Source organism: Paenibacillus sp. FSL L8-0436 (genome assembly GCF_038593025.1).
Taxonomy (GTDB): domain Bacteria; phylum Bacillota; class Bacilli; order Paenibacillales; family Paenibacillaceae; genus Paenibacillus_AQ.
The window spans coordinates 1,026,196-1,050,058 of the sequence record NZ_CP151955.1 but is presented as its reverse complement, the minus strand read 5'-3'; the positions used below and the strand labels follow the sequence as shown (position 1 = coordinate 1,050,058).

At 48.0% G+C, this 23,863-nt stretch carries 25 protein-coding genes; 12 read left to right on the top strand and 13 right to left on the bottom strand.

Annotated elements, in window-relative coordinates; all coding sequences use genetic code 11:
- Window positions 1–166 precede the first annotated feature (166 nt).
- Window positions 167–874, top strand: a complete 708-nt coding sequence (gene thyX / locus NSS79_RS04880; RefSeq protein WP_342438496.1) for an FAD-dependent thymidylate synthase — start codon at window positions 167–169, stop codon at window positions 872–874.
- Here the strand turns inward: thyX and NSS79_RS04875 are convergent, their stop codons facing one another.
- The 5 genes from NSS79_RS04875 to NSS79_RS04855 form a co-directional block, all read right to left on the bottom strand.
- Window positions 875–1,270, bottom strand: a complete 396-nt coding sequence (locus NSS79_RS04875) for a MerR family transcriptional regulator (protein ID WP_342438495.1) — start codon at window positions 1,268–1,270, stop codon at window positions 875–877. It lies immediately after the preceding gene.
- Between the two features lie 36 nt (window positions 1,271–1,306).
- On the bottom strand, window positions 1,307–1,837 hold the full coding sequence (locus NSS79_RS04870) for a prolyl oligopeptidase family serine peptidase (protein WP_342438494.1): 531 nt from the start codon (window positions 1,835–1,837) through the stop codon (window positions 1,307–1,309).
- A 71-nt stretch (window positions 1,838–1,908) separates the two neighbouring features.
- Window positions 1,909–2,160, bottom strand: a complete 252-nt coding sequence (locus tag NSS79_RS04865; protein ID WP_342438493.1) for a hypothetical protein — start codon at window positions 2,158–2,160, stop codon at window positions 1,909–1,911.
- A gap of 126 nt (window positions 2,161–2,286) precedes the next feature.
- On the bottom strand, window positions 2,287–3,423 hold the full coding sequence (dnaN, locus tag NSS79_RS04860; RefSeq protein ID WP_342438492.1) for a DNA polymerase III subunit beta: 1,137 nt from the start codon (window positions 3,421–3,423) through the stop codon (window positions 2,287–2,289).
- Between the two features lie 29 nt (window positions 3,424–3,452).
- Window positions 3,453–3,686 carry a ribbon-helix-helix domain-containing protein gene (locus NSS79_RS04855; RefSeq protein ID WP_342438491.1) on the bottom strand — a complete coding sequence of 78 codons (234 nt, stop codon included), beginning with the start codon at window positions 3,684–3,686 and terminating at the stop codon, window positions 3,453–3,455.
- 270 nt (window positions 3,687–3,956) lie between these two features.
- Here NSS79_RS04855 and NSS79_RS04850 point away from each other — a divergent pair, with 270 nt between their 5' ends.
- Window positions 3,957–4,760, top strand: coding sequence for an AAC(3) family N-acetyltransferase (locus tag NSS79_RS04850; RefSeq protein ID WP_342438490.1), 804 nt, complete (start codon window positions 3,957–3,959; stop codon window positions 4,758–4,760).
- A gap of 56 nt (window positions 4,761–4,816) precedes the next feature.
- Window positions 4,817–5,161, top strand: coding sequence for a hypothetical protein (locus tag NSS79_RS04845; RefSeq protein ID WP_342438489.1), 345 nt, complete (start codon window positions 4,817–4,819; stop codon window positions 5,159–5,161).
- Between the two features lie 172 nt (window positions 5,162–5,333).
- Here the strand turns inward: NSS79_RS04845 and NSS79_RS04840 are convergent, their stop codons facing one another.
- Together NSS79_RS04840 and NSS79_RS04835 are read right to left on the bottom strand one after the other, a co-directional pair.
- Complete coding sequence (locus NSS79_RS04840) at window positions 5,334–5,984, bottom strand: hypothetical protein (protein WP_342438488.1); 651 nt, start codon at window positions 5,982–5,984, stop codon at window positions 5,334–5,336.
- Window positions 5,981–7,012 carry a phosphotransferase gene (locus tag NSS79_RS04835; protein WP_342438487.1) on the bottom strand — a complete coding sequence of 344 codons (1,032 nt, stop codon included), beginning with the start codon at window positions 7,010–7,012 and terminating at the stop codon, window positions 5,981–5,983. The genes NSS79_RS04840 and NSS79_RS04835 overlap by 4 nt, the downstream gene beginning before the upstream one ends.
- 836 nt (window positions 7,013–7,848) lie before the next feature.
- On the opposite strand from NSS79_RS04835, the gene NSS79_RS04830 reads away from it, so the two are divergent.
- The 5 genes from NSS79_RS04830 (at window position 7,849) to NSS79_RS04810 (ending at window position 14,413) form a co-directional block, all read left to right on the top strand.
- The gene (locus tag NSS79_RS04830) at window positions 7,849–9,450 is read left to right on the top strand and encodes a PTS transporter subunit EIIC (RefSeq protein ID WP_342438486.1); all 1,602 of its coding nucleotides are present in this window, start codon (window positions 7,849–7,851) and stop codon (window positions 9,448–9,450) included.
- A gap of 1 nt (window position 9,451) precedes the next feature.
- Window positions 9,452–10,324 carry a PRD domain-containing protein gene (locus tag NSS79_RS04825; protein ID WP_342438485.1) on the top strand — a complete coding sequence of 291 codons (873 nt, stop codon included), beginning with the start codon at window positions 9,452–9,454 and terminating at the stop codon, window positions 10,322–10,324.
- Between the two features lie 259 nt (window positions 10,325–10,583).
- The gene (locus tag NSS79_RS04820) at window positions 10,584–12,041 is read left to right on the top strand and encodes a glycoside hydrolase family 68 protein (RefSeq protein WP_342438484.1); all 1,458 of its coding nucleotides are present in this window, start codon (window positions 10,584–10,586) and stop codon (window positions 12,039–12,041) included.
- 11 nt (window positions 12,042–12,052) lie between these two features.
- The gene (locus NSS79_RS04815) at window positions 12,053–13,615 is read left to right on the top strand and encodes a glycoside hydrolase family 32 protein (RefSeq protein ID WP_342438483.1); all 1,563 of its coding nucleotides are present in this window, start codon (window positions 12,053–12,055) and stop codon (window positions 13,613–13,615) included.
- 102 nt (window positions 13,616–13,717) lie between these two features.
- On the top strand, window positions 13,718–14,413 hold the full coding sequence (locus NSS79_RS04810; RefSeq protein WP_342440300.1) for a DUF4386 domain-containing protein: 696 nt from the start codon (window positions 13,718–13,720) through the stop codon (window positions 14,411–14,413).
- 7 nt (window positions 14,414–14,420) lie between these two features.
- Here the strand turns inward: NSS79_RS04810 and NSS79_RS04805 are convergent, their stop codons facing one another.
- Window positions 14,421–15,005, bottom strand: coding sequence for a Crp/Fnr family transcriptional regulator (locus tag NSS79_RS04805; protein WP_342438482.1), 585 nt, complete (start codon window positions 15,003–15,005; stop codon window positions 14,421–14,423).
- Between the two features lie 168 nt (window positions 15,006–15,173).
- Here NSS79_RS04805 and NSS79_RS04800 point away from each other — a divergent pair, with 168 nt between their 5' ends.
- Window positions 15,174–15,968 carry a muscle M-line assembly protein unc-89 Uncoordinated protein 89 gene (locus tag NSS79_RS04800; protein WP_342438481.1) on the top strand — a complete coding sequence of 265 codons (795 nt, stop codon included), beginning with the start codon at window positions 15,174–15,176 and terminating at the stop codon, window positions 15,966–15,968.
- Between the two features lie 618 nt (window positions 15,969–16,586).
- On the opposite strand, the gene NSS79_RS04795 is transcribed toward NSS79_RS04800, so the two are convergent.
- Window positions 16,587–17,513, bottom strand: a complete 927-nt coding sequence (locus NSS79_RS04795) for an ADP-ribosylglycohydrolase family protein (protein WP_342438480.1) — start codon at window positions 17,511–17,513, stop codon at window positions 16,587–16,589.
- A gap of 141 nt (window positions 17,514–17,654) precedes the next feature.
- Here NSS79_RS04795 and NSS79_RS04790 point away from each other — a divergent pair, with 141 nt between their 5' ends.
- Entirely contained in the window at window positions 17,655–18,395 is a 741-nt protein-coding gene (locus NSS79_RS04790; protein WP_342438479.1) for a glycosyltransferase, read from the top strand.
- Window positions 18,392–19,108, top strand: a complete 717-nt coding sequence (locus NSS79_RS04785; RefSeq protein ID WP_342438478.1) for a glycosyltransferase family A protein — start codon at window positions 18,392–18,394, stop codon at window positions 19,106–19,108. The genes NSS79_RS04790 and NSS79_RS04785 overlap by 4 nt, the downstream gene beginning before the upstream one ends.
- Window positions 19,109–19,217: 109 nt before the next feature.
- Here the strand turns inward: NSS79_RS04785 and NSS79_RS04780 are convergent, their stop codons facing one another.
- The 4 genes from NSS79_RS04780 to NSS79_RS04765 form a co-directional block, all read right to left on the bottom strand.
- Window positions 19,218–20,216: a Gfo/Idh/MocA family oxidoreductase gene (locus NSS79_RS04780; protein WP_342438477.1), complete on the bottom strand. Its 999-nt coding sequence runs from the start codon at window positions 20,214–20,216 to the stop codon at window positions 19,218–19,220.
- 82 nt (window positions 20,217–20,298) lie between these two features.
- The gene (locus tag NSS79_RS04775) at window positions 20,299–20,649 is read right to left on the bottom strand and encodes a DUF1648 domain-containing protein (protein WP_342438476.1); all 351 of its coding nucleotides are present in this window, start codon (window positions 20,647–20,649) and stop codon (window positions 20,299–20,301) included.
- Between the two features lie 49 nt (window positions 20,650–20,698).
- Window positions 20,699–20,920: a nucleoside triphosphate pyrophosphohydrolase gene (locus NSS79_RS04770; RefSeq protein WP_342438475.1), complete on the bottom strand. Its 222-nt coding sequence runs from the start codon at window positions 20,918–20,920 to the stop codon at window positions 20,699–20,701.
- Between the two features lie 63 nt (window positions 20,921–20,983).
- The gene (locus NSS79_RS04765) at window positions 20,984–21,373 is read right to left on the bottom strand and encodes a (deoxy)nucleoside triphosphate pyrophosphohydrolase (RefSeq protein WP_342438474.1); all 390 of its coding nucleotides are present in this window, start codon (window positions 21,371–21,373) and stop codon (window positions 20,984–20,986) included.
- A gap of 129 nt (window positions 21,374–21,502) precedes the next feature.
- On the opposite strand from NSS79_RS04765, the gene NSS79_RS04760 reads away from it, so the two are divergent.
- On the top strand, window positions 21,503–23,620 hold the full coding sequence (locus NSS79_RS04760) for a penicillin-binding protein 2 (protein WP_342438473.1): 2,118 nt from the start codon (window positions 21,503–21,505) through the stop codon (window positions 23,618–23,620).
- Window positions 23,621–23,863: the final 243 nt, after the last annotated feature.

The window sequence follows — 23,863 nt, the reverse complement described above, 5'->3', positions numbered from 1 at the left end:
CATACCAGCAACTTGGACTTCAAATCAATGGAGAATGTATCTTTAGTGATTTCAAATTAAGTGGTAACGGACGAACGCAACACAAAAGACACCCTAAGGGTGCCTTGTTTGCAGGAAATGCCACCTGCACAGAGGAATTAGAATAAGAGAAAAAAATTGGAGGTAATTGCTCTTGAATATTGATGTTCTCGATAAAGGTTATGTCCGGCTGGTGAATCATATGGGTTCCGATCTCACCGTTGTTAATGCGGCACGGGTATCCTATGCCAAACAGTCGGATGCACTCACCGAAAAAGATCTGCGGCTCATTCAATTTCTGGCCAGAGAAGGACATACTTCCCCCTTCCGCCATGCCGTGATCCAATATGAAATCTACGCTCCGCTTATGGTCGCCAGACAGTGGTGGAAATACGTCATCGGCTCGGCCCATTATGAAGGAACCGGTGACAGCCTGGAGGCCTGGAATGAATCAAGCCGCAGGTATATTACGGAAGAACCCGCTTTTTATACTCCTGCCGCCGGGCAATGGCGAAGCGCACCCGCGAACTCCAAACAAGGCAGCGGCGATATCGTAGCCTGGGAGCTTGGAGAGAAATATACCCGGGAGCTCATGAACTATGTGGATTTGGGGATTCAGAAATATGAGGCTGCGCTGGCAGACGGAATCTGCGCGGAACAGGCAAGGCTGTTTCTGCCTGCCTATGGACTTTATGTCCGCTGGTATTGGACGGCTTCGCTGCAATCCGTAGCGCATTTCCTGAATCAGCGGCTGGAGCATGACGCCCAGAAGGAAATACAGGACTATGCCAAAGCCATACTTGAGATTGTGAAAGCATTATTCCCGGTGACGATTGACGAACTGCTGTCCAAATAACTATTCCTTATCGTGAATGCGGAACGACTGCAAATAATTGTGGATATCCTCCTGAGGCGTCTCAAGCAGGCCTGCAAGCATGCTTTGAATGGAGCGCATTGCAGCAATTCTTTCATCGATTTCCAGTATTTTATTGCGGACCCGTTCCTTCAGCGTCTCAGCATCCATCTTTTGACCAAGCATTCCCAGCACTTCACGGATTTCTTTCAGCGAATACCCCAGGGATTTGGCATCCCTGATGAACTTGATCTTCACCAGATAATCCTCCGTATAAATCCGGTAACCATTTGCTACCCGCCCGGGGACAGGCAGGATGCCACTATCCTCGTAATAGCGAATGGTTGCCATGCTTACCCCTGTTAATTTCGCCAGCTCTCCGCGTGTCATGCCCTCCATGACTGCCCCCCCTGCCTTCTCAGTTTTATCTGCTGATTACATTCTCTTGCGGGTATACTCTTGATCAAACTTCACTTGGGGGAAATCGGCTGATGGCCCGTCCAGAAGAGATTGTGGTTCGTTGTTTAAATATTGATCGAAGAAGGCTCTCACATAAGATCTCGTAATATCAATATTTTGCACCGGATCGATATCTTTAGCGAACAGCGACGGCGACAGCAGCGCGATCTCCGTGAAGCTCTGATGAATAAAATGATCGACCGTCAGATAATAAGTGTCGCTCGCGCTTTTCGTCATAACGGATTTCAGATCGGGGGCAAACTCCTCGTAAAATACTTTGTCCTTCTTCGTCACTGACGGATCGAGACTTTGAGCGGTACCTCCGGACATCATGTACATAAACGGCTGCTGCGATCCGGTATGGGCAACCTCCCCCCAGAATCCGCCTTCCAGACTTACGCCTGCTTTGAACCGCTTGTCCTGTGCCAGCGCCTCCGCAGTTGTTGCCCCGCCATAGGAATGACCAAATATTCCGGCCCGGTCCAGATCCATTCTGCCCTGAAACAAACCATTCGGATCCTGCACATTCCATTCCGCAAGCGTGTCGAGTACAAAGCTGGCATCGGCTGCGCGAATACCTACTCCTGTGACATTATACTCATAAAGCTCGGTTTAATCAGTCTTAGGAGCAACACGATGCCGAGGCCCAGCGCCGCAGCGTAAGCCGGCACCATCTGTATACGGTAATGATCTATCGCACCATGCAGCGTCATAACCAAAATCACACTGAGCAGCAGCCCTATATTCAGCCGGCGGTCTCTTTTCATAAACAGAATTCCTGCTGCGGCTGCCAGAACCACAATGATTACAATGACTTCTAATCCTCTCACAATACAGCACCTCCACTTTATCTATGCTCTCCATAATGAAGAACAGCAATGATTGCGGATAAAGCATAAACCCTGAAGTATACTTCAAGGTCAAGGTGCCAGCGATATGAAGTTTATGCACGCGGCTCAATCACGGGTCCTTACAGGAGTGATCAGGAACAGCGCTGGCGAAAGCGGGTCTGTAGTCAGGATGACCACCGGGCTTTCCTTCCCTGTGTATCTTACTCTGAGGGACCCGCTATCCAGGCAGCGCAGGATATCCAGCAAAAATCTGCCGTTCAGCGTGATGGTGAAGTCATCCCCCTCCATGGCTTCCAGGCTAATTTCGTCCCAGACCTCTCCTATGTCCGCCGTACCGGATAATAAAACCAGCTTGCCGGAAGTCGCTGTAAGCCGAATAATGTTTCCGCCTGCCAGTACGGACACCCTTTCAACTGCTTGCAGGAAACCATAGGGGCCAATGAGCAGTTCGGATTTGCAGGATTGTGGAATCACATTTTTTACGGCTGAGGGGAAGACCCCCTCAATGAGGACGGACTGTACATGCAGCTCATTTGCATTGAAGCTGATTTGATGTCGGCTCACTGCAATTTCCGTTGCAGCTTTGTCTTCGCTAAGCATCTTTACGATTTCATTTATATTTTTAGCAGGCACAATAACATTCGTTCCGTTGTTTATGTTATACCCGGTATGCAGCGTGCGGGAAGCAAAACGGATTCCGTCCGTTGCCATCAGGCTGAGATATTCCCCGGTAAATTCAAAAGAAACTCCCGTCAGTACCGGTCTGGAATCGGATGTGGAGGCAGCCACGCACACCTGTCTTATCGCCGATCGCAATACGTCATTCTGGATTTGAAACTTGCAGGCAGGCTCAGCATCAATGGAAGGGGAGTGTACAGGCGGGAATTCAGCAGGGTCCAAACCGCATAACCGGACATGCGAATCGCCTGAAGTGATGCTTAGGATAAAAGGTTCTTCGCTCTCAAAAGCTATCCACCCGGCATGAAGCCTGCGGATGATCTCACTTAAATAACGGGCCGGCACCACAATTCCGCCGGTTCTTTGCACATTCATCGAGTCTTTATCCCCGGGAACCCTGTACTGGATGGTCATACTTGTATTGCTTGCAGTGAACACCAGCGCCTTCTCATAAGCCTGAATATGTATTCCTGACAGAATTGGATTTGGGCTATTCGCAACAACAGCCTTAAGGACATGCTGCAGAGCATGAAGCAGTGATTCCTTTGTCACATTGACCAGCATTGCCCTCACCTGTCCCTTGTAGTGAATGATTATGAATAATAAGCAGTAATGATATTCCGGATCATTTCCGAGCGGGATAATGCTGTAGCTGTACAATCTTCTTCAAGCTTGTTCCACAGCTTCTCCGGCAACGTCAGGGATACCTTTTTGGTGCACCCGATGCCTTTCCTGCCTGCTCCCTCCCGGAGACCGCCTCTTCCAGACAAGAAACCGAGTTGACCGTCTTTGTTGGAGACGCCAATTTTGATTGCATTATCGCTCATAACATTTCACCTTCCCATTTGATTATAAGAACCTTTTTCATAAATTGGATAATTTTATTCTAGCATACTGTCTGCTGCCTGGCAATGTATGGAATGATCTATTCCTTTTAATTTATTATTTTGGCTTTCCACTAAGCCGCTATTCCCAGGTGGTATTCCCGTGGTATAATTTAGTAAATTTTTTAATTCAAGGGCACTGTTTTCCGGAAGCATCCGGAGACAACCCCGCAGCTTATGCGGGGTTATTTTTGTATAAAGGTGGAATTATCTATGACTGAGCTGCAGGAAACAAGATCCATTTTAACAAAGGAAGACCTGATCCATCAGTTTAAAGGCTGCGGAGTGGCGGCAGGGCAAACCCTGTTTGTTCATGCCTCGCTAAGCAAGCTGGGTTTTGTCGTAGGAGGTGCGGAAACCTTAATCCGGGCGCTGCTGGAGATTGTGGGGGAGGACGGCACTTTGGTCATGCCTTCGCAAACCTGGAAAAACCTCGATCCTTCAACAGGCGTCCACTGGCAGGAACCGGCAGAATGGTGGCCCGTGATACGGGCGCATTGGCCTGCCTATGATAAAGAGGTTACTCCGGCCATCGGCATGGGTGCCGCGGCTGAAATGCTCCGCAAATGGCCGGGAGCCCAAAGATCAGATCACCCCGCCCGCTCCATAGCGGCAGTAGGCAGACATGCAGCCTATATTACGGCGGACCATGATTTGAGCAATATTTTTGGTGCCGGATCGCCACTGGACAAAATTTATCAGCTAAATGGTTATGTCCTCTTGGTTGGCGTCGGCCACGACAGGAATACTTCCCTGCATCTGGCCGAAGCCCGGGCTAATTTCCCCGGTAAGCACATGGTAGACGAGAGCAGCGCAGTTCTGGTGGACGGCAAGCGGGAGTGGCTCACTTATTCGACCCAGGCGGTGGATGACAGTGATTTTGTCACGTTAGGGAATGAATATGAGCAGGAAATCAATCTCAAGATTCATCACATCGGCAATGCCGAAATCCGGCTGCTAGCGCAAAGGCCTCTGGTTGACTGGGCCACAGACTGGATGGGGAAATTCAGAGCTTAAACAGACAGGATTCCGAAGAACCACATAAATTATTGCTTGTGGTCACTCTGCTATACGTGATTACAATTGTGGTTCTGTGGCTGTTGTACATGTTCAAGGCCAACCATGTGATCGAGGATCATTGGTTCTCCTATATTTTCATGCTGGTTCTTCCGGTTGTCGCCAACCATGACCGAGTGCTTATGTACATCGGAGAATATGGTATCTCCCAAGAGGAGAACATGATCCCCCTGGAATTTATCAGCTATTACGAATTCGGCAAATTGAATACGGTCACAAATCGTGTGTTGCTGGAGATACACACAAAGGATAATATGATACGTGGATTACTTCCATCTGAATCTCAAGAAGAAATAAGGCAATTTTCGGAGGAAAACAAGGTTCAATCAAAGCCGGCATAGTTAAGACATACCGCCCTATAAAGGCAGGAGCCCTCTCTCCTGAGAAGGCTCCTTGAGATCTCTACTCAAATCCTGAAAAAATCATCAACATTTATCCTTGGACAAACCGTGAGAGCAGGCTGTAATCGAAAAACCACTCCTTTGGCGGAGTGGTTTCGAATACTAATGCTAACTAAAGGTTATCTTTTATAAATTGATTAATGCGGTCAACATATTCATCCCATAAATAATCCTGATTCTCAATAATTAATTTCGGGATGTCCCAAGAATCAACAATTGCTCTTACAAACGCCTGACTCCCGCCCCACAACTCAGCAGCTTCCTTAAAATCATCATCCGTATGCAGAGCCACCGGCCCCCATTCGTTCCCGCGCACACTGCAAATAAACCGCCATCGCCCTTCAACATTCACTTGGTAAAAGTAGATGAGCAGCGGTTCCAGTGGTGATAATATTTCCTGCAGTGCCAACGAGAAATTGAGCAATTTATCATGATTCATGCCCATATGATACGCGCAGTTAATGGCATCCTGAAACAATACACTTTCAATAATCGTGATATCCTGCGTACTGGCCAGCCTTTCCTGAACAAAAGCCCTGAACAGGGCTTGCAGCCCTTCTATGAATAGATCTGCCTGTGCCTCATCCTCAAAGGAGCTGAATTTGCCCTGTATGAACAAAGGATGGTTGTCTTCAAGCTCCAGAATACACCGGTTGGTTACATTCCACGCGGACAATTGATCTGAGAGCATCGTCGCGCAGGTCGTTTTCCCGGAACCCGGCATGCCATCAATAATAATAAGTTTTTTGTTGTTCAATTTCATTTCGTATTCTCTCCTCTGTTCCAAATGTCCACAATGGGAATGGATTGTTCAATTCTCTGTTTACTCTCCGCGATCCAGTCCTTAAGCCACTGATTATTTAAGCTGCTGAAGGATTCATCCCCGTCGTAATTGCGGAAAACACCGATATAGACGATCATTTCTCTCAGCATTAGAAATAGCGGGATTTGGGGTATCCAATAGTCCTCCAGCGTATTCTCACGCGTATAGCCTTTCATAAAATGAGCCATAAACCGGCGGGCCTGGTCCTCCCGGCTGTCCTTTCCTTCTTCACCACCGTACACATAGACGAGATAATACAGCTGAACCGCGATATCCTCTGCAAACCAGCTGTACTGGGCTTCATCAAAATCAAAAAGGGTAATTTCCCCATGTTCGTCCACCATAAAGTTTCCGGTATGGATATCCCCATGAATAAGTCCGTATAAATTGGGGTCTTTGGACAAGCCGCGAAGGGTCTCCACTAATTTGAAGCCGCTCTCCCGCACGCCTGCCTGGAATGGAGGAATCAGGTCCATATTTTGCAGGAACCAATTCCGGCTCCAATCCTGTCTTTGGTTCTTAGGATCTTGCGGCTGATAGTTTTTGGACAAGGCATGCAGTTTGCCAGTTAGTTGCCCCAGTTTTTCATACAGCAGATGATGATGATCTTGAAGACATTCCGGGTAGCTGATTGTTCTGCCACGGGCTTTTTCGAAGCAAACGCAGATATAAGATCCATCTCTTTGCTCAATAACTTCCACTAATTCACCATACCTGGACAATAGGGGTGTAGAGACAGAAACCCCTTCATTCGCCAGAAACAAAATCCAGTCCAGCTCCCCGAGGATCAGCTTCTTAGAACGGTTAGAGCTTGGAGTGATTCTCAATATGCGGTCATGGCTATCCTGCTGGGCCTCACAAACCATATTCTGGCTGCCTCCAAGGTAACGGAGCTGGCCGCTGCTTATGCTGTAACAACTGGCTGCGATTTCAAGTATTTGATGGGTAAAAGAATCTTTCGTTCTCATACGAGTGTACCTCCATAGAATTAGAAATCAGATGAGACGGAGGTATAAGGGCAAACCAAACAGCCCAAACCACAAACAGGCAAAATCCGCCGTCCGGTGCTTGGGCATCTGTATATAAAGGCAAAGCTGTCCCCTGCCGCTAAATCCGGGCATAAAAAGGCCTCCATCTCACCAGTTGATTGAAAAACGGCAAATCAAATAAATCCTTGGCTGCAGGATTCAAAAAATTGATAGGCGTCTTCTTATCTCAACTTGATGAAACGAAAACCTCGTGACATACATAAGCCTCTTTTCGAGTTGCTGTATTTCAGTCTATCGTATCCAGATGCTGGATATCTGTCAACAAGCAGAGGAGACCTTTCTCGGCAAAGGACGGCCTCATCTGTTCTACCTTTTCATCGCCCTGACTGCTTACCAGTTATTCCCCGTTCCTGAAACAGTAAAGCTTGTGGAAGTATTCAGGAACTAGCCCGAAGGCGCTCCGGTAACCGTAATGTTATTGAAGACCGAGCTGCCGCTGGCGGAGCTTTTGCTCGGTATTCGGGTAGATGCGGTATTTATACGCTTGATGAACGATCATGTGCGACACCTCCTTTTATAGTATTTTTTTACAGTTAAGAACGTATGTTCACTTATTCCTCCCGTTTCTAAATGAGCAGTTCTTCTTTTCCATTTGGAAAGTGAGCGTTTTTCGGCTCACTAAGTTTCAAACTAAGGCGGAATACCTGTTTTTGCTTGATAAGGTGGTAATTCCTGACCATTGATTTTAGAATCGATCATTGTCACAATTAGATTCCTGAGATAGCGGCTGAGCAAAATGGTTGGGAGGCACAGTAATGACGCAAGGGAATATCCGCCCGGAACAGGCTGGAGAGACTGCGAAGGAGATCCGCGGTTCAGCAAGGGAATTGGCTGTACATCTGATTAGACTGTCCGGAGGATCCGGCAATGTATTAGAAGCCATCCACTGCACAACCCGGCTTCGCCTTAGACTGCAGGACAGTTCCCTAGTGGATGAAGCCGGCCTTTCCGGCATGCAGGAGGTTCAGGGCGTGTTCTTTCGAGCCGAACAGCTGCAAATTATACTGGGATCAGCCAACGTCTTTAAGGTGCACCGCCAGGTTGTCCGCATCCTTCAAGACGGCGGGCTAACACAGCAGGAAGAGGTTCAGTCTGCCGGACCCTCTGAATCCATAAGCCAAGACAGCACTGCCGGGTCCAAGCGGGCTCTACTTCCTTTCTTGTCTGAAGTATGGAAACGGAGACCCTCCATGCCGGCCACCGGCACCGATGGTTCGTCTTCCAAGTCAAAGAACCTGGTCAAAGGTGTGCTCAGACAGATGGTCGATGCGGTAAGCTTTTTTTCCGATATCGTCGTGCCCATGATTCCACTCTTTGTCGGGGTCGGCCTGCTGCTGGGCCTGCTTAGTATGATGGAAGCCTTCGGCTGGGCGCAGCCGGAGAGTGTCCCGTTCCGAACCTTGTCATTACTGACAGGTTCAGCATTTCAGATTTTGGCTGTGATGTTCGGTTATCACACGGCCAAGCGGTTTGGAGGCATCCCTACGCTCGGCGCTGCAATCGGCGTTGTCATGACCCGTCCTGATCTATTGCAGGTCACCGGATTCGGAGGAGCACCGATAAGCTCAGAGAATTTATTATTAACGCCGCAGTTCGGGTATCCAGGAGCCGTAATTCCTACGATTCTTGCGGTATTGCTAATGAGTCTAATTGAGAAGTGGCTGCGCCGGATCCTTCCATCATCAACTGCAGTTATGCTGATCCCCTTTTTAAGCCTTGCCGCCGGGGGCAGCATTGCGATTCTGGTCATCGGTCCACTCACCTACGAACTGAGCAGCTCTCTTGGCAGCTTGCTGGAAGTGGTGTTCAGATACGGCAGTTCGTTTTTCGGGCTGCTGCTTGGCGGAATCTATAGCTCTGTTGTCGTGAGCGGTCTGCATCATGGCATTCAGGCCATTGAAATCGGATTGATCACCAATCCGGACGTCGGCGTCAATTTCCTGCTTCCCATCTGGTCTATGGCGAATATCGGCCAAGCTGCCGCCGGACTGGCCGTGTATGCCAGAACCCGTGACAAAGCATTGAAAAAAATAGCCCTACCCGCGTCAATCACCGCCTTTCTCGGCATCACCGAACCGGTCACCTTCGGCGTCAACCTGAAGCTTGGCCGCCCTTTCTTGGGCGCTGCTTTGGGAGGTGCCGCCGGAGGGGCTTATGTAGCTTATTATCAGGTGGCAGCTGATTCGTTCGGCTTAACCGGGATTCCAATGATCGCCTTTACCGTCCAGCTCGGGCAGCTGAATCTTATCCATTATTTGATTGGTTTTCTACTGGCAGCAATAACAGCCTTTACGGCCACCTGGATTCTAGGGGTTGACAAGCGATTTCTTAAGGAACAAACAAGCATAGGAGAATAACATGAAAATCAAAAAAATTCTGAACAACAACGCGGTTGTGGTAAACGACCTTGGAGAGGAAAAGATTGTCATGGGTTCCGGTATTGCTTTTCAGAAAGGGAAAAACGATATTATAGATCCGTCCCTTATTGAAAAAGTGTTCATTATGGATGACCCGGATCAATACGGCCATTTGCAGGAAATGCTGGGGACACTGCCTGAAGAAGAGATCACCGCGTCCGAACAAATTATTTCGTATGCTGAACGTGAACTGGAAGTGACGTTTAATGAGCATATTCATATTGCACTGACAGATCACCTCTCCTTCGCTTTGGAGCGGATCGCGAAAGGAACGATGATCCAGAATACGCTGCTGGATGAAATCCGCATTTTATATCCGAGAGAGTTCCAGATTGGACAACAGGCCAAAAACATTATCCATGAAACCCTGCAGGTCGAAATTCCCGAGGACGAGGTCGGATACATCGCCATGCATATCCATACTGCCTGGAAAAACGCCGGCGCTCACGGAACAGATACCGAAATGGCGGCAATGATCCGTGATATTGCTGAAGGTGTGGAACAGGCTGCCGGCGTTACGCTCAAACGAGGCTCCGCCACTTACGAGCGTCTGGTGACTCAGCTTGAAAACATCCTGAAATCTGATGAAACCGGAAAGCTTCTCAATGAGTTGAACCCTGAAATTGTACGAATTGCCAAAGAACGCTACGCCCGGGCCTACTTGCAGGCCAAGGAGGTTGGCGATCAGGTTGAAGAAGATTACGGGTATACTTTCATCGACAGCCAGCTGGTATTTATCGCCATGGAAATTGATCGGATCTGTACACGGTCAATGGATGGTAATATATTGAAATCAAATAACACGGGACTTTAGACCCTTGATATCGGAATGATATCAAATAAACCTAGTATTATCCTCAAAAAAATAGGAATTTCAGTCTATAGCCATTTACCGTTATAAAATTATAGAATTAACGCGACAACAAAATATGTCGGGATTGTTACTGTTAAGCAGGCAAGACCTAAAAATCCGTTTGGGAATCGATGCGTTTTACGTATCCCCAATGGTATTTTTAGGTCTTTTTTTCTGTTTAAAAACAACAAAAATTCGTAACTAAAAGGAGACCGGGAGAATGAATATCAAAAAGATGGTAAGACAAGCAACAGCAGTAACCTTTACAGCAGCTTTACTTACAGGTGGCGGGGCTTCAGCTTTGGCCAAACAAGATAACAGCAAGAATTACAAAGAAGACTTTGGTTTTTCCCACATTACCCGCGCTGACATGATGAAAATACCGGAACAACAAAAAAGCGAGAATTTTCAAATTCCTTCGTTTGATGCTTCCACCATCAAAAACATTCCTACTGCAAAAATAGTGGATGAGTCTGGCAATACCCTTGATCTGGATGTTTGGGACAGCTGGCCGCTTCAGAACGCAGACGGAACCGTTGCCGAATATAATGGCTACCATATCGTGTTCGCTTTAGCGGGAGATCCTGAAAAAGGATGGGATACCTTCGTATACATGTTTTATCAAAAAGTAGGCGACACCTCGATTGACAGCTGGAAAAATGCCGGCAGAGTATTTAAAAATAGTGATAAATTCGTTTCAAACGATCCGATTCTAAATAACCAAGCCGAAGAATGGTCCGGTTCTGCAACCTTGACCAAGGAAGGCAAAGTCCGCTTGTTCTATACCAACCGCCAAGGCTGGGATCCGGCGAATAACTTTTTCGGCAAGCAAACCTTGACGACTGCTCAAGTGAATGTGTCCAAGCCTGATACGGATACGCTGAAAGTGGATGGCGTGGAAGATCTCAAATCAATCTTTGACGGAGACAGCAAGTTCTATCAAAATGTGGATCAAGCATTCGGTGAAGGCAACTATGACGATAACCACACGTTAAGAGACCCACACTATGTGGAAGATAACGGTCATAAATATCTTGTTTTTGAAGCCAATACCGGAACGGAAACAGGTTACCAGGGAGAACAATCGTTAGACATCAGCACTTATTATGGAGGCAACAAACCCTTCTTCGAAGCTGAAAAAAATAAATTGTTGTCCAGTCCTAAGAAATCTCTTGCGACCTTAGCGAACGGCGCACTGGGTATTATTGAGTTGAATGATGATTACTCGCTCAAAAAAGTGATGAAGCCGCTAATTGCCTCCAATACCGTAACGGATGAAATTGAACGTGCGAACTTATTTGAAATGAATAACAAGTGGTATTTGTTCACCGATTCCCGAGGCTCCAAAATGACCATTGATGGAATCGGCGCTAATGATGTATATATGCTCGGTTATGTAGCAGATTCATTGACCGGTCCTTACAAACCGTTGAACAAAAGCGGGCTTGTACTGCATATGGACCTTGATCCTAGTGATGTTACCTGGACTTACTCTCACTTCGCGATCCCGCAAGCAAAAGGAAATAACGTGGTAATCACAAGCTATATGACTAACAGAGGTTTGTATGAGGACCAGCAGTCCACTTTCGCCCCAAGCTTCCTGTTGAACATTAAAGGCTCGAAGACCTCGGTAGTTAAAGACAGCGTTCTGGAACAAGGACAATTAACGGTTAACTAAGAGGTATCCCTTTGAGCAGCCATAAGCGGACGTTTACACGACAGCTCGTTATAGGGATCATTGGTTTAAGCTTTGTGATCACTCTGGGATTAGCGGGTTATTATTGGGCAAAGAGCAATCCACTGAAGCAAGACGATGGTTCTGATCCAAAGCCAACCTTACGGGCCAGCTATCATTTCACAACGCCAGACAAGTGGAAAAACGACCCGCAAAGGCCCATTTATTACGATGGAGCCTACCATTACTATTATTTGTATAACGGTGATTATCCGAGTGGGAATGGCACGGAATGGCGGCATGCCACTTCCACAGATCTGGTGTATTGGAAGGACGAAGGCATCGCCATCCCCAAATATAGTAATCCGAATGGCGATGTCTGGTCAGGTTCGGTTGTTGTGGACGAGGCAGGTACCTCGGGTTTCGGAAAAGGCGCTCTGGTCGCGATTGTGACGCAACCCTCCGCCGAAGGGGGAGAACAAGAGCAGTATTTATGGTATAGCACCGACCGGGGAAAATCATTTAAGGCTTACAGCAACGCTCCTGTTCTGCCGAATCCGGGGACTGCTGATTTTAGAGACCCGAAAATCATGTGGAATGAGCATTCCCGCAAATGGATCATGACTTTGGCAGAAGGTACAAAAATAGGTTTTTACGAGTCTCCTAACTTAAAAGACTGGCACTATACAAGCGGTTTTGTAACGGAGAATATCGGGCTTGTGGAATGTCCCGATCTGTACGTAATGCTTGCGGACGACGGGACCTCTAAATGGGTGCTTGGGGCCAGCGCCAACGGGAAATCATCAGGAAAGCCGAACACCTACGCTTACTGGACAGGAGCTTTTGACGGAAAGACATTTGTCCCTGATCGGCAGGAACCACAGTGGCTGGACTATGGCTTTGATTGGTATGGCGCTGTAACCTTTGAAGACGGGACTAACAGCGGTCCCCCTGCTCACCGTTACGCTTTAGCCTGGATGAACAATTGGGAATATCCCCATAATACGCCGACGCTGCACGAAGGCTTTAACGGAATGGACTCTATTGTTCGTCAAATTGAACTCAAGCAGACTGGCAACGGCATTTATCATCTGGCCTCACAACCGCTTGAAGCCCTAAGTAAGGCGGCGGATTCAACCGTCTCCTATAAAGAAATCCAAGTAAAGGGCTCTACAACACTTCCATTCACAGGAAACTCGTATGAGCTTGAGGCCGATATTTCCTGGTCTGAGCTCAACAATATGGGAGTTAGACTCCGGGAATCCACCGATAAAAGCCGTCATGCAGATGTCGGAGTTTCTGTAGAGGGCGGTTACACCTACGTCAATCGGGCTTATACGGGAAATCCTGACACGAGTGGACAATATCTGGAAAGCACGTCTCCATTCGATGCCAGCCTGAAGAAGGTTCATCTGAAAATTTTTGTCGATAAAACAAGCGTCGAAGTCTTTATTGATGAGGGTATCATCGTGCATTCCAGTCTCATTTTCCCGGAATTAAACGATCAAGGCATTACCTTATTCTCAGAAGGCGGAACCGCGGTCTTTAAAAATGTTGTGATTAAGCAGTTCCATTAAGCTCTTGATTTAAGTCAATGCTCCGTCATAATTAGCCGTTTACAATGAAATCAACAATGTAAACAAGGAGGTTAAATTATGACTACCCCAGTTAAAGAAGGGTTGGAACTGCGGAAAACAGCACTAACTGCCGGCATATCACTTATCATCATGGCGATTGCAGCATATTTTTCCTATGGTTATGTTCATGGAAGTCTGGTTGTACAAGGCGATGCCAGTGCTACATTGAACAATCTCAGGTCATCCAATATGCTTTTCAGGGCTGAAATCTTTGGCTGGCTCCTCATCCTGATCTGTGACATCGTAGTTGCCTGGGCGTTCTATCTTATCCTGAAGCCCATTGATAAAAAGCTGTCCTTGCTCGGTGCATGGTTCCGTCTTATCTATTCGGCTATATTGGGAATTGCCATACTGAGTTTGCTATTAGTGATGCTTCTCTCGAGCGGCGCAGACTATTTATCATTATTTACAACCGGTCAACTACAGGGATATGTGATGCTGTTTTTGGAAGCTTTTGAATGGATCTGGTCGGCCGGTTTGATCATTTTTGGCGGGCATCTAATGATTGTGGGTTATGTCGCTTTCCGATCTGACACCATCCCTAAAGTCATTGGCATCTTATTGTTAATTGCTGCAGCAGGATATATTATCATTCACTTCTGCAACTCGTTTCTTCCACAATACGATGAGTTCATTACGGTCCTTGAATTTGTATTTAATGTGCCAATGATTGTTGGAGAACTGGGGTTTGGGATATGGCTGATGATCAAAGGCGGAAAAGTCCCGAAGAAAGCATGATCTCTGCCTAAATCTTCTCCTGATTAATCCGTTTTTTTATTCTGCTTAGTGACTCGGGGGTAACCCCAAGATAACTCGCCAACTGATGCTGGGGTACACGATCGACTAGATAAGGCCGTTTCAGTAAAAGTGTCTTGTAGCGTTCTTCAGGTGTAGAGCCGATAAATGCAGCGAATTCCTCTTGGACTTCACCAAAGTTGGCCTCTACCATCCTGCGTGTCATGGACTCCAATTGGGAGTGTTTATGATACATGTCCTGTTCGGTATCAAGATCACCAACGACCAATATGGAGTCTTCCAGACATGTTAAAGAATACTCAGATGACTTATCATGTTTATGACGATTGAAACTTGAAATGCCTTGTTCTTCTGTGTAGAAATTAGATGTGAACTCTTTTCCCGCCTGATCTATGGAGTACTGTCTAACACAGCCCTTCATTACAAAATAACATTTAGTGGGGACATCTCCTTGTCTAAGGAGTATTGTCCCTTTTTTGTATTCCTCAATATGAATTTCCTCAACAATTGCCTGTTGCTCTTCTTCATTAAGAGATGTGAATCTGGTCAGGTACTTTAGCAATATTGTTTTCACTTTACACCCTCTCATCCCCTGCTTAAGCCATTATGATTCCTATTATTCCTGAACTGCTACTCTCATTATAAGCCCCCTTTACTAATTAACAAAACGGCAGATAAGACCGATATATATACATAGCTTTAACTTTATTTAGTATATACATCTACAAATTGGAGGTTCCGTATGAATGTATCGCGTTCTATTCAGCGTTCGCCCCTTCCATTAGCCGATCACGGCCGGCTACAGCGAAAGGGGGCAGAACAGAAGCCCGGTCCAGACATGAAGATTCCAGCAAATCCGCAGACAAAGCTAATTAATCAGTTGACCGAGCAAAAGCAGTCCCTAATCGACAGACGTTCCGAGTATGTGGGCAACGCCCTTAAAAGAGGGGATAGTCCCGAAGCGGTTCAGGCCGAGCTCGCTTCACTGGATGAGCAAATTCAGCAGCTGGACGAGCAAATTCGAATGAATTCTCTCGAAAACCAGCGCAAGACACAGGGTTTGGATGAAGACACTAAAAAAAAGAAGGAGGAGGAGCTTTCCCAAAAATCGTGGAGCCCGGACAAACAAACGCCTGAGGAACAGCAGCTTGCCTATACCACCTACACCTTGAACGGCGTTATATCCGCCCATAATGATTTAAAGCAAAGCGGTTCTGTGAGAATGGCGCAAATCACTTTGCGAACTGAAGCGAAATCCTTAGAAAACAGTAACCCTGTAAAGTCTGCAAGACTATTCCAAAGAGCTTCCAATCTGGATCAGAAACTGATGAACATTGCTAAAAGCGCCCAGGATAAAATGACAGAAGCTGTACAATCAGCCCCTTCGCCAGTTAGTCCGAACGAACCTCCTGCGGACGTGCAAGACAAGAAGGACCCGGCAGCCGAAGGCGCTTCATCTACGCCGGAAATACAGATCTATGCAGAAGCAAACAAGGAAAAAATCCCTCCGGGCAGCCAGATTGACCAATTAGTCTAGGGAGTGTCTTCAAACCACTTCCCCGCCAAAATCTGTCGCTGTATGCCCTAAGGAATCATGGGACTGTACCATTTTCTGATCACATGCGGAGCAAGGCGTTTCGCCACTAGGTAGTTTTTTCGGTGGAGGCTTACGTCTCGGGGTTTCAAAGACTTCGCTCTTCTTCCGAAGGCTTGTGTGTGCGACTGGAAAGTGTATTCCTGGCTCTGAGTACAAACGGACCGAGTTGCACTTATTTGGGGCTTTTAGCCTGTTACAGGAGGACAACGGACTCCAGCGCAGTTATTTCTCCCTGCTGACCGTTTTTAGATAGAATGCAGAGCAGATAAGGTCGCCTGGGTCCGCAAAAGAGAATAAACAGGGATTCTACTCTCCATAGCGCCTCCTGAGTCCGTTACGGGTAAACGAACCAACTGCGGGCTTTTAGGGCCCTACTTTCAATACTAAATCCCTGCTTCCCCAGAGCTCTTCCAGTTTGAAAACATGCTCTATTACATCTAGGATTACATAATATAAACAAGAATTTCCATGCCGATAGGTATGCGTATGCCCCCCTGTTCTTCTGACAGGGGGGCATTTTTCCACGCCAAAGGCTTCTCTACTTCCTGCCCATCCCGCTTATCTCCCCGTGCGCTCTGCAAACAGCCGCCCGGCGTAGTCGCTAATCAGCTCCTGCATCGCCAGCTTGCCGGCCCAGCCCGCCGGGATGCCGCTTAGACCATAATAGGCTCCGGCAATTTGGCCGTAGACTGCGCCGGTAGTATCGGCGTCATTCCCCAGATTGACGGCGAGCAGTGCACCTTCGGCGAAGCTTGCCGATTTGTGAAAAGCCCACAGCGCCGCTTCCAGCGATTCAACGACATAACCTGTACCTTGAATCTGCGGAGGTTCCTTCCGCTTATAAGAACCGGAATAAATGTCGGCAAGATGCGGTGTCAGCAGGTCCTGCTGAAGCCATTCGGCAAATGCATCAGGGGCCAGCATTTCTTCCTTACGCCAGCCATGCAGCCCGGCAAGGATGTAGGCGGCCATCAGGCGGCATGCGCTCAGACACTCCTCTGCGGCATGGGTTGTCCTTGAACTGCGTGCCGCAAAGTCTATGGCAGCTGCCGGATGCTCAGCATAGTACATAACCACCGGAGCAAGGCGCATGACCGAGCCGTTCCCGGCTGAACGGGGATCCTCCGATCCGCTGTAAGCTTCACCCGTGTCCTCGAAATGCTGCAGTGCCGCCCGTGTGGTGTTGCCGATATCGAAGCATTCCCCCGTGCTGCTCAGATAACCCTCGCGGAACCACTCTGTATAGCGCTGCATCTGATCAGCAGCGTCAAAACCCTGCTTCGCCAGCAGACTTTCCGCCAGACAAAGCGCCATCGAAGTATCGTCCGTCCATTGTCCGGGCAGCAGTTCAAACACGCCGCCCCCTATAATATCTTCCATAGGCACAAACGTGCCGGGGGCCTTGAATTCCACTGTGGTCCCCAGTGCATCTCCAACCGCCAACCCTTGCAGACAGCCTTGATAACGATCCATATCTAATTCCATTGCAGTACCTCCTTTGCATGATTTCCTAAATATTAACGTTATGCCTAATAGGCAGTACATTGTCGCGTCATCTGCCGTTACCGCCATTGTCCGTGCACATATATATAGTAAAGGAAGATCACGGATAAAGGGAGCGATGTAATGGAAGCCGGTGCCGCAGCCTCTTTAAACAAGCAGGGAGTTTCCATTATCACCTGCACGAACCGCCAAGGTTATTTGCATAACTTGTTTAATAATTTCAATAGACAGAAATACCGGACAAAAGAACTTATCATCATCGTGAACAACAATAAGATTCCGCTTGAGTCCTATTATAAGCAGGCCAAAAAGCTCCGCAATGTACACATTTTCCGGATCCCTGCCTCCACCTCTCTCGGCGCTTGTCTAAACTTCGCTGTGCGGAAGGCGAAATACAGCTATATTGCCAAATTTGATGATGATGATTATTACGCCCCCTATTATTTGACGGATAGTTTGCAGGCCTTGCGCAGAACAAAAGCCGACGTAATTGGCAAGCGGTCGCATTATATGTATCTGCAGGGCTCCAAAACTCTGATTCTCCGCTTTCCACATGATGAGAACCGGCCCGTAAGCAAACTCCCGGGAGCTACTCTTTTCATTAAGCGCAACGTATTAAGCAAAGTGAAATTTCCGGATCGAAATGTTGGGGAAGACGATCTATTTTGCATCAGGAGCAAAAAAATGGGCTTCAAGGTGTATTCCGCAGGAAAATACAACTTTGTCGCCATCCGCCGGAAAAACTCCTCCAATCATACCTGGATCATCAGCGACAAAGAACTGATTGCTCATCATAAAACGATTCCGTCTGTAAAAAATTACAAAAAGTTTGTGCAGAAAAAGCCCAAGGATATCCGCTCATGATTTCCCCATATCTTGCTTACGAGAAGGAAGCGGTTTCGATCATTACGTGCACCAAACGGAGACAAAATATGGACACCCTTTTCCACAATTACGACAGACAGAATTACAGGAATAAAGAGCTGATCGTGATCTTGAATCATCCAAGCCTCAAGCTAAGCGATTATCTAAGGGCCGCGTTGACATATCCTAATGTGAGGGTGTATAGCCTGCCCGGGCATGTCTCGCTGGGTTCCTGCCTGAATTATGGCGTGAAAATGGCCAGATACGGGCTGATTGCCAAATTTGACGATGATGATTATTACGCCCCTGGCTATCTGTCCGGCAGCCGCCGCAGCATGGTGGATACCAATGCCGATATTGTCGGCAAACGCGCCCACTTCATGTACCTGAACGGTAAAAAACTGCTCCTGCTCCGTTATCCCAAACGGGCTGATCAATATGTTTCTCTGGTACAAGGGGCAACCTTACTCATCAAGCGTGCTGTTTTGGAGCAGGTGGATTTTCCAGATCTAAACCGGAATGAATGCGTGAAGTTCTGCTCCCGCTGCCTCCGCAAAGGATTTAAAATCTACGCGGGAAGTCCTTACAATTTCCTGGCGATCCGCAGAAGGAACTCCAAAGATCATACCTGGATAATAAGTGATAAATCTTTGCTCAAGGGAGATATGAAGGTACTGAAGGTGCGGGATGTCAAAAAGTATATTTGCCGATAATCTTTCCGTATATAGGAACGCTCCGATCCGCCTCCCGATATACAGCGGCCCCCGGAGTGATGTGAACATTCTCCGGGGGCCGCCAATCTGTTATAACAGCATTGCTCTCTTATTCACCAGGATACTTAAGTCCCCATTGTCCACGGACCTGATCCAGCAGCTTCATGATGGCTACGGACTCATCGAGCGTCATCACCGGGCTTTCCGTAAGTCCGGCCTGAAGACAGCGTCCCACTTCCTCGGCTTCAAAGGAATATCCGATCGAGGTACGGTCATCCTCAAAGGTCTCGACCAGCTCACCGCCGATGTAAAGCTCAGCTGACTTAGGATTTACCAGTGTTCCTTTGACAAGGATATGGCCTTCTGTTCCGAATACATGGGCTTCCTCCAGCATTTTGAGACGGATACCGCCATTCAGCGAAGCGCTTTTGCCGTCGCCATAGGACAGCAACAGCGAGAAATGCTCATCCACCCCGGTATCACCGATATGCACGGTGCTGGAGATGGTTTCTGGATGAGGCCCAAAGACCATTGAAGCAAATGAAATCGGATAGATGCCGACATCCAGCAGCGCACCGCCGCCGAGCGCCGGGTTCAGCAGACGTCCTTCCGGATTCCAGTCGGAACGAAAGCCGAGATCTGCCTTCACCAGACGAACATCACCGATCCTGCCGGAAGATAACCATTCTCTGATCTTGACGTTCGCAGGAATGTAGCGGCTCCACATGGCTTCCATCAGGAACAGCTTCTGTTCGCGGGCATACGCCACAATTTCTTCCAATTCGCTGCTGTTCACAGTGAACGGTTTCTCGCACAGCACGGCTTTGCCGGCGCGCAGCGCAAGCAGCACATTGTCCTTATGGAACGGATGAGGTGTGCCAATATAGATGGCGTCCACTTCCGGATCGCTCACCAAATCTTCGTAAGTGGCATAGGCCACGGGGATGCCGTGATTTTTGGCGAATTCATCAGCGCTTGCCTGCGTACGTGACCCCACGGCATAAGCGGTCCCATTGCTGGCATGAGCCAGGTCTGTAGCAAACTGGTGGGCAATCCAGCCCGTGCTGAGAATGCCCCATTTTACTTTGTAAGCGTTATCTACTGACACTAATATCTCCTCCTTGGGACTATTGCTAGTCCCTTTGATTCTATCAAACTGCGCTTCTCCTGTAAAAGAGTTAGGGTTGCGCCTACGCCATAGCAAGCAGCGCACATATACTAATCACGGAGCAACCCACTGTCACAAGCAGCGTTGCCGCATTCCAGGTCCGGTGCACTACAGCGAGATTCTCAATGTAGCTGCGCATGAACACTTTTCGCAGCAGCCAATGCAGCAGCCGGATAAACACAAAACCGCACCAGCCGAACAAACTGATCAGCAGCACCTCGTAGCTCCCTTTGTCTACAAACCGGTCAACTACATCCCCATCATAGTGAATTGGCACAAAATCGGGCATCCGCGGGTAAAGGTAGATGTATAACACAATGGGTATAATTGCAGAAATAATACATAGCGTAAAAGTCACTTTCTTTTTGAACATGGGATGTACCTCCTCACCAAAAATCATGCGGCAACTCCCTCCTTGTCCGCTAGTGTGCTTCCTCCAGCTGCAGCAGCAAAATCCGTTCCTTAAATGCTCCGCGGCGCTCCGCCTTCTCTGCACGAATGTTCTCCAGAACTTCGCTGTCCGCTCCATGAGTTTGTGCCAAAGCACGGATGACCTCCAGCATATCGGCCAGTTCCTCCAGTGCATGCTCATCGCTTTCGGCCTTGAAGTACTCCGCTGCTTCTTCGCGCAACTTCGCGCGCAAATATTCTATGTATTCTTCGGGTTCCAGTATTCCCTTTCAATTATATATCGGCTCAGATCAGCATCAGCAGGACTCTTCCAGCAATCTTTCTACAAAAGGAACATCGGCCGGAGCAAAAACAAAACTCTCCAGTTCAGCAGGCAGCACCCAGCTGTACTCATCATGATCGCTGAGACTGATCTCCCCTTCCAGAAACTCCGCTTTCCAGGCAATCAGCAGGATCTGCACACTGCCATAGTTATGCTCATTGACCCCGTAAGCCCCGGTGGGACGTATGGTGATATTCAACTCCTCCATCAGCTCTCTTCGCAGACACTGCGGGACATCTTCGCCGGCCTCCAGCTTGCCGCCGGGGAATTCCCACAATCCGGCCTGCGACTTGCCCTGCCGCCTGCGGGCAATCAATATCTGCCCTTCTTTATTATGTATAATCGCCGCTGCTACTTCAATCATCGTTTTTCCTCCTATAGTTATCCGTTTTTAAACTAGATGGTATATTGTGGTACAATATGGTAAAGTCTTATTTTCATTCAATAATCTATCTGCAAACAGGATCAATTTAATCTGTAGGGGAGGCTGCATGTGAAGTCTATTTTCAAATCGGATTCTTTATCTGATGACCAAAAAACGAACCAGTCGCTTAGTCTGCGCATCAATGTGTTTTTCTTCAGCACGTTTATTATATTCTGCATTATTATTGTCCGTCTTGCCATTCTACAGTTTGTCGAAGGACCTACCCTCAAAGATGAGGAAACAAGCAGGGATACGAAAAGTGTACCGCTTGCTTCAATCAGAGGGACTATTTATGCCCAGGCTGGAGAGAAACTGGCCTATTCGACGTCGGTGCAGACCTTATATTTTACTTTAACAAAAGAATATTCCGAAACCTCGACGGACAAGAAGACCAAAAAAACTGCCCGTACTCCAGAGGCCGTCGCCAAGGCAGACCGTCTTGCAGCCGATCTTGCAGCTGATTTCGCAACACATGGGGCCAAGGTACCTAAAGATGAAGTACTAACCAAAGAAGCAGTGCTGAAAGCAATGGACCTGGATTCCAAAGTTTATTCCGGCTTTATGCTGCGTCCGATCAAACGCGGTCTGACAAATAAAGAAGTGGCCTACTTCATGGAGCACAAGGATAAATACCCCAATCTCACGGTAAGTGAAGAGGATGAACGTCATTATGACAAGGATACGGTAGCATCACAAACGGTTGGATATATCAAGCCGTTCAAAAAAACGGACATGGATATTTATAGAAATATCCTGGCGGCGATGAAAAATGAGGGAGACCCCGGTCTGGCTTACAGGGACGATGAGTTCGTCGGGTACGACGGTCTTGAACTCCAGTATCAAAGAGAGCTGCGCGGGCGCAACGGATATCTGATGGTAGGCGTTAATGCACAGAACATAGCCGAAGGCATTGAGGAAGTGGTTCCACCCGTCAAAGGTAATGACCTGTGGACCACGATCAACAAAAATGTTCAACTAAAGACAGAGCAGGCTATCCTGGATCAGATTGAATGGGTGCACAGAAATCCAGTACAGGGAAAGGTTCATCCCGACGCCAAGACCGGCTACGCTGTTGCCATGGAAGTCGATACCGGTAATATTGTAGCTATGGCCAGCATGCCTGATTATGACACCAATCTGTGGACTAAAGGAACCATGCCGGATGAGCTGTGGAACAAGATGATGCTTAACTATCGTAACGGCACTATTTCGCCGATTGCATCAGGCCGGTCCGGACACAACTTCGATTCGACAGTCTTCCTGGGCTCCGTCATCAAACCGCTGACCGTATTGATCGGCCTGAACGAAGGTTTCATTAGTACAAGCACGACCTACACGGACAAAGGCAGCGCGACCTTCGGCAGAGCCGGACACGAAACAACCGTCCGCAATGCCGGCGGTCATGCTTACGGATATTTTAGTTCCCCTGCCAAAGCGATTGAGAAATCCTCCAATGCGTTCATGGTGGAAATGATCGGCAAAAAGCTTTATGAGAAATACCATGAAAAAGGTGTCAAGGTCTGGGATAAATATATGAAGGAATTCGGCCTCGGTGTATCTACAAAAAGCGGACTACCCAATGAATATCTCGGACAGATCAACTATACCGATACCAAGGCTGCCGGTAGTGACCAAGCTGCGCTGGTGTATGCTTCCTTCGGACAGCAAGGACGCTACACGGTGCTGCAGCTCGCCCAATACGTAACGACACTGGCGAACGAAGGAGTGCGGATCAAGCCGCAGCTGGTCAGCAAAATCACCGATGCCAAGGGCAACGTGGTTAAACAGTTCAAACGCGAGGTACTGGATGAAGTAACAACCTTTAATAAATCTTACTGGAATGAAATCAAAAAGGGTATGAACAGTGATGTTACTGCATTTAACGATTTCCCTTATGACTTTGCCCGCAAAACGGGAACCTCACAGCAGCTGGGTAAAGGAGAATTGCGTGATAACGGGGTATTTATTGCCTATGCTCCGCGCGAGAATCCTAAGCTTGCTGTAGCGGTTGTTATTCCGGAGGGCGGGTTCGGCTCCAGCAGTGCCGCACCGGTTGCCCGCAAAATTTTTGACGCGTACGATTGGGAATATGGCCTGGACGGCACACCGAAGAAGAGCATTCCCCCTAAGGAAGATGCGGCTGACAAGACCACCGGCGATGGAGAAGCAGCGGAAGACGGGCATTAGTCGGAAGGCCCGGCCTTATATCCGTAACGCGCAGGTCGGTCCGGGCGGTAGAACCAATTCAAAGGTAGCAATACATTTGATTGAGCAGTATCCACGCAGAATCGCTAATTCAAAGGTAGATATACCTTTGATTGAACGGGATCCGCGTAGTTTCCAGCTTGTAAGCCGCTCCGCTGGAGGGCTGCACGCCGGGTTCCCGTGCTCGCCGCTTCAGACGATGCAAATTTCCGGGGATAGAATAAG

Coding starts and splice junctions, on each gene's coding strand:
- NSS79_RS04840 (WP_342438488.1), bottom strand. CDS start 5,984: ATGAAATTGAACAACAAAAAACTTATTATTATTGATGGCATGCCGGGT.
- NSS79_RS04820 (WP_342438484.1), top strand. CDS start 10,584: ATGAATATCAAAAAGATGGTAAGACAAGCAACAGCAGTAACCTTTACA.
- dnaN (WP_342438492.1), bottom strand. CDS start 3,423: ATGCTGGTCAATGTGACAAAGGAATCACTGCTTCATGCTCTGCAGCAT.
- NSS79_RS04830 (WP_342438486.1), top strand. CDS start 7,849: ATGACGCAAGGGAATATCCGCCCGGAACAGGCTGGAGAGACTGCGAAG.
- NSS79_RS04785 (WP_342438478.1), top strand. CDS start 18,392: ATGATTTCCCCATATCTTGCTTACGAGAAGGAAGCGGTTTCGATCATT.
- NSS79_RS04765 (WP_342438474.1), bottom strand. CDS start 21,373: ATGATTGAAGTAGCAGCGGCGATTATACATAATAAAGAAGGGCAGATA.
- NSS79_RS04825 (WP_342438485.1), top strand. CDS start 9,452: ATGAAAATCAAAAAAATTCTGAACAACAACGCGGTTGTGGTAAACGAC.
- NSS79_RS04850 (WP_342438490.1), top strand. CDS start 3,957: ATGACTGAGCTGCAGGAAACAAGATCCATTTTAACAAAGGAAGACCTG.
- NSS79_RS04835 (WP_342438487.1), bottom strand. CDS start 7,012: ATGAGAACGAAAGATTCTTTTACCCATCAAATACTTGAAATCGCAGCC.
- NSS79_RS04775 (WP_342438476.1), bottom strand. CDS start 20,649: ATGTTCAAAAAGAAAGTGACTTTTACGCTATGTATTATTTCTGCAATT.
- NSS79_RS04795 (WP_342438480.1), bottom strand. CDS start 17,513: ATGGAATTAGATATGGATCGTTATCAAGGCTGTCTGCAAGGGTTGGCG.
- NSS79_RS04790 (WP_342438479.1), top strand. CDS start 17,655: ATGGAAGCCGGTGCCGCAGCCTCTTTAAACAAGCAGGGAGTTTCCATT.
- NSS79_RS04875 (WP_342438495.1), bottom strand. CDS start 1,270: ATGGAGGGCATGACACGCGGAGAGCTGGCGAAATTAACAGGGGTAAGC.
- NSS79_RS04800 (WP_342438481.1), top strand. CDS start 15,174: ATGAATGTATCGCGTTCTATTCAGCGTTCGCCCCTTCCATTAGCCGAT.
- NSS79_RS04855 (WP_342438491.1), bottom strand. CDS start 3,686: ATGAGCGATAATGCAATCAAAATTGGCGTCTCCAACAAAGACGGTCAA.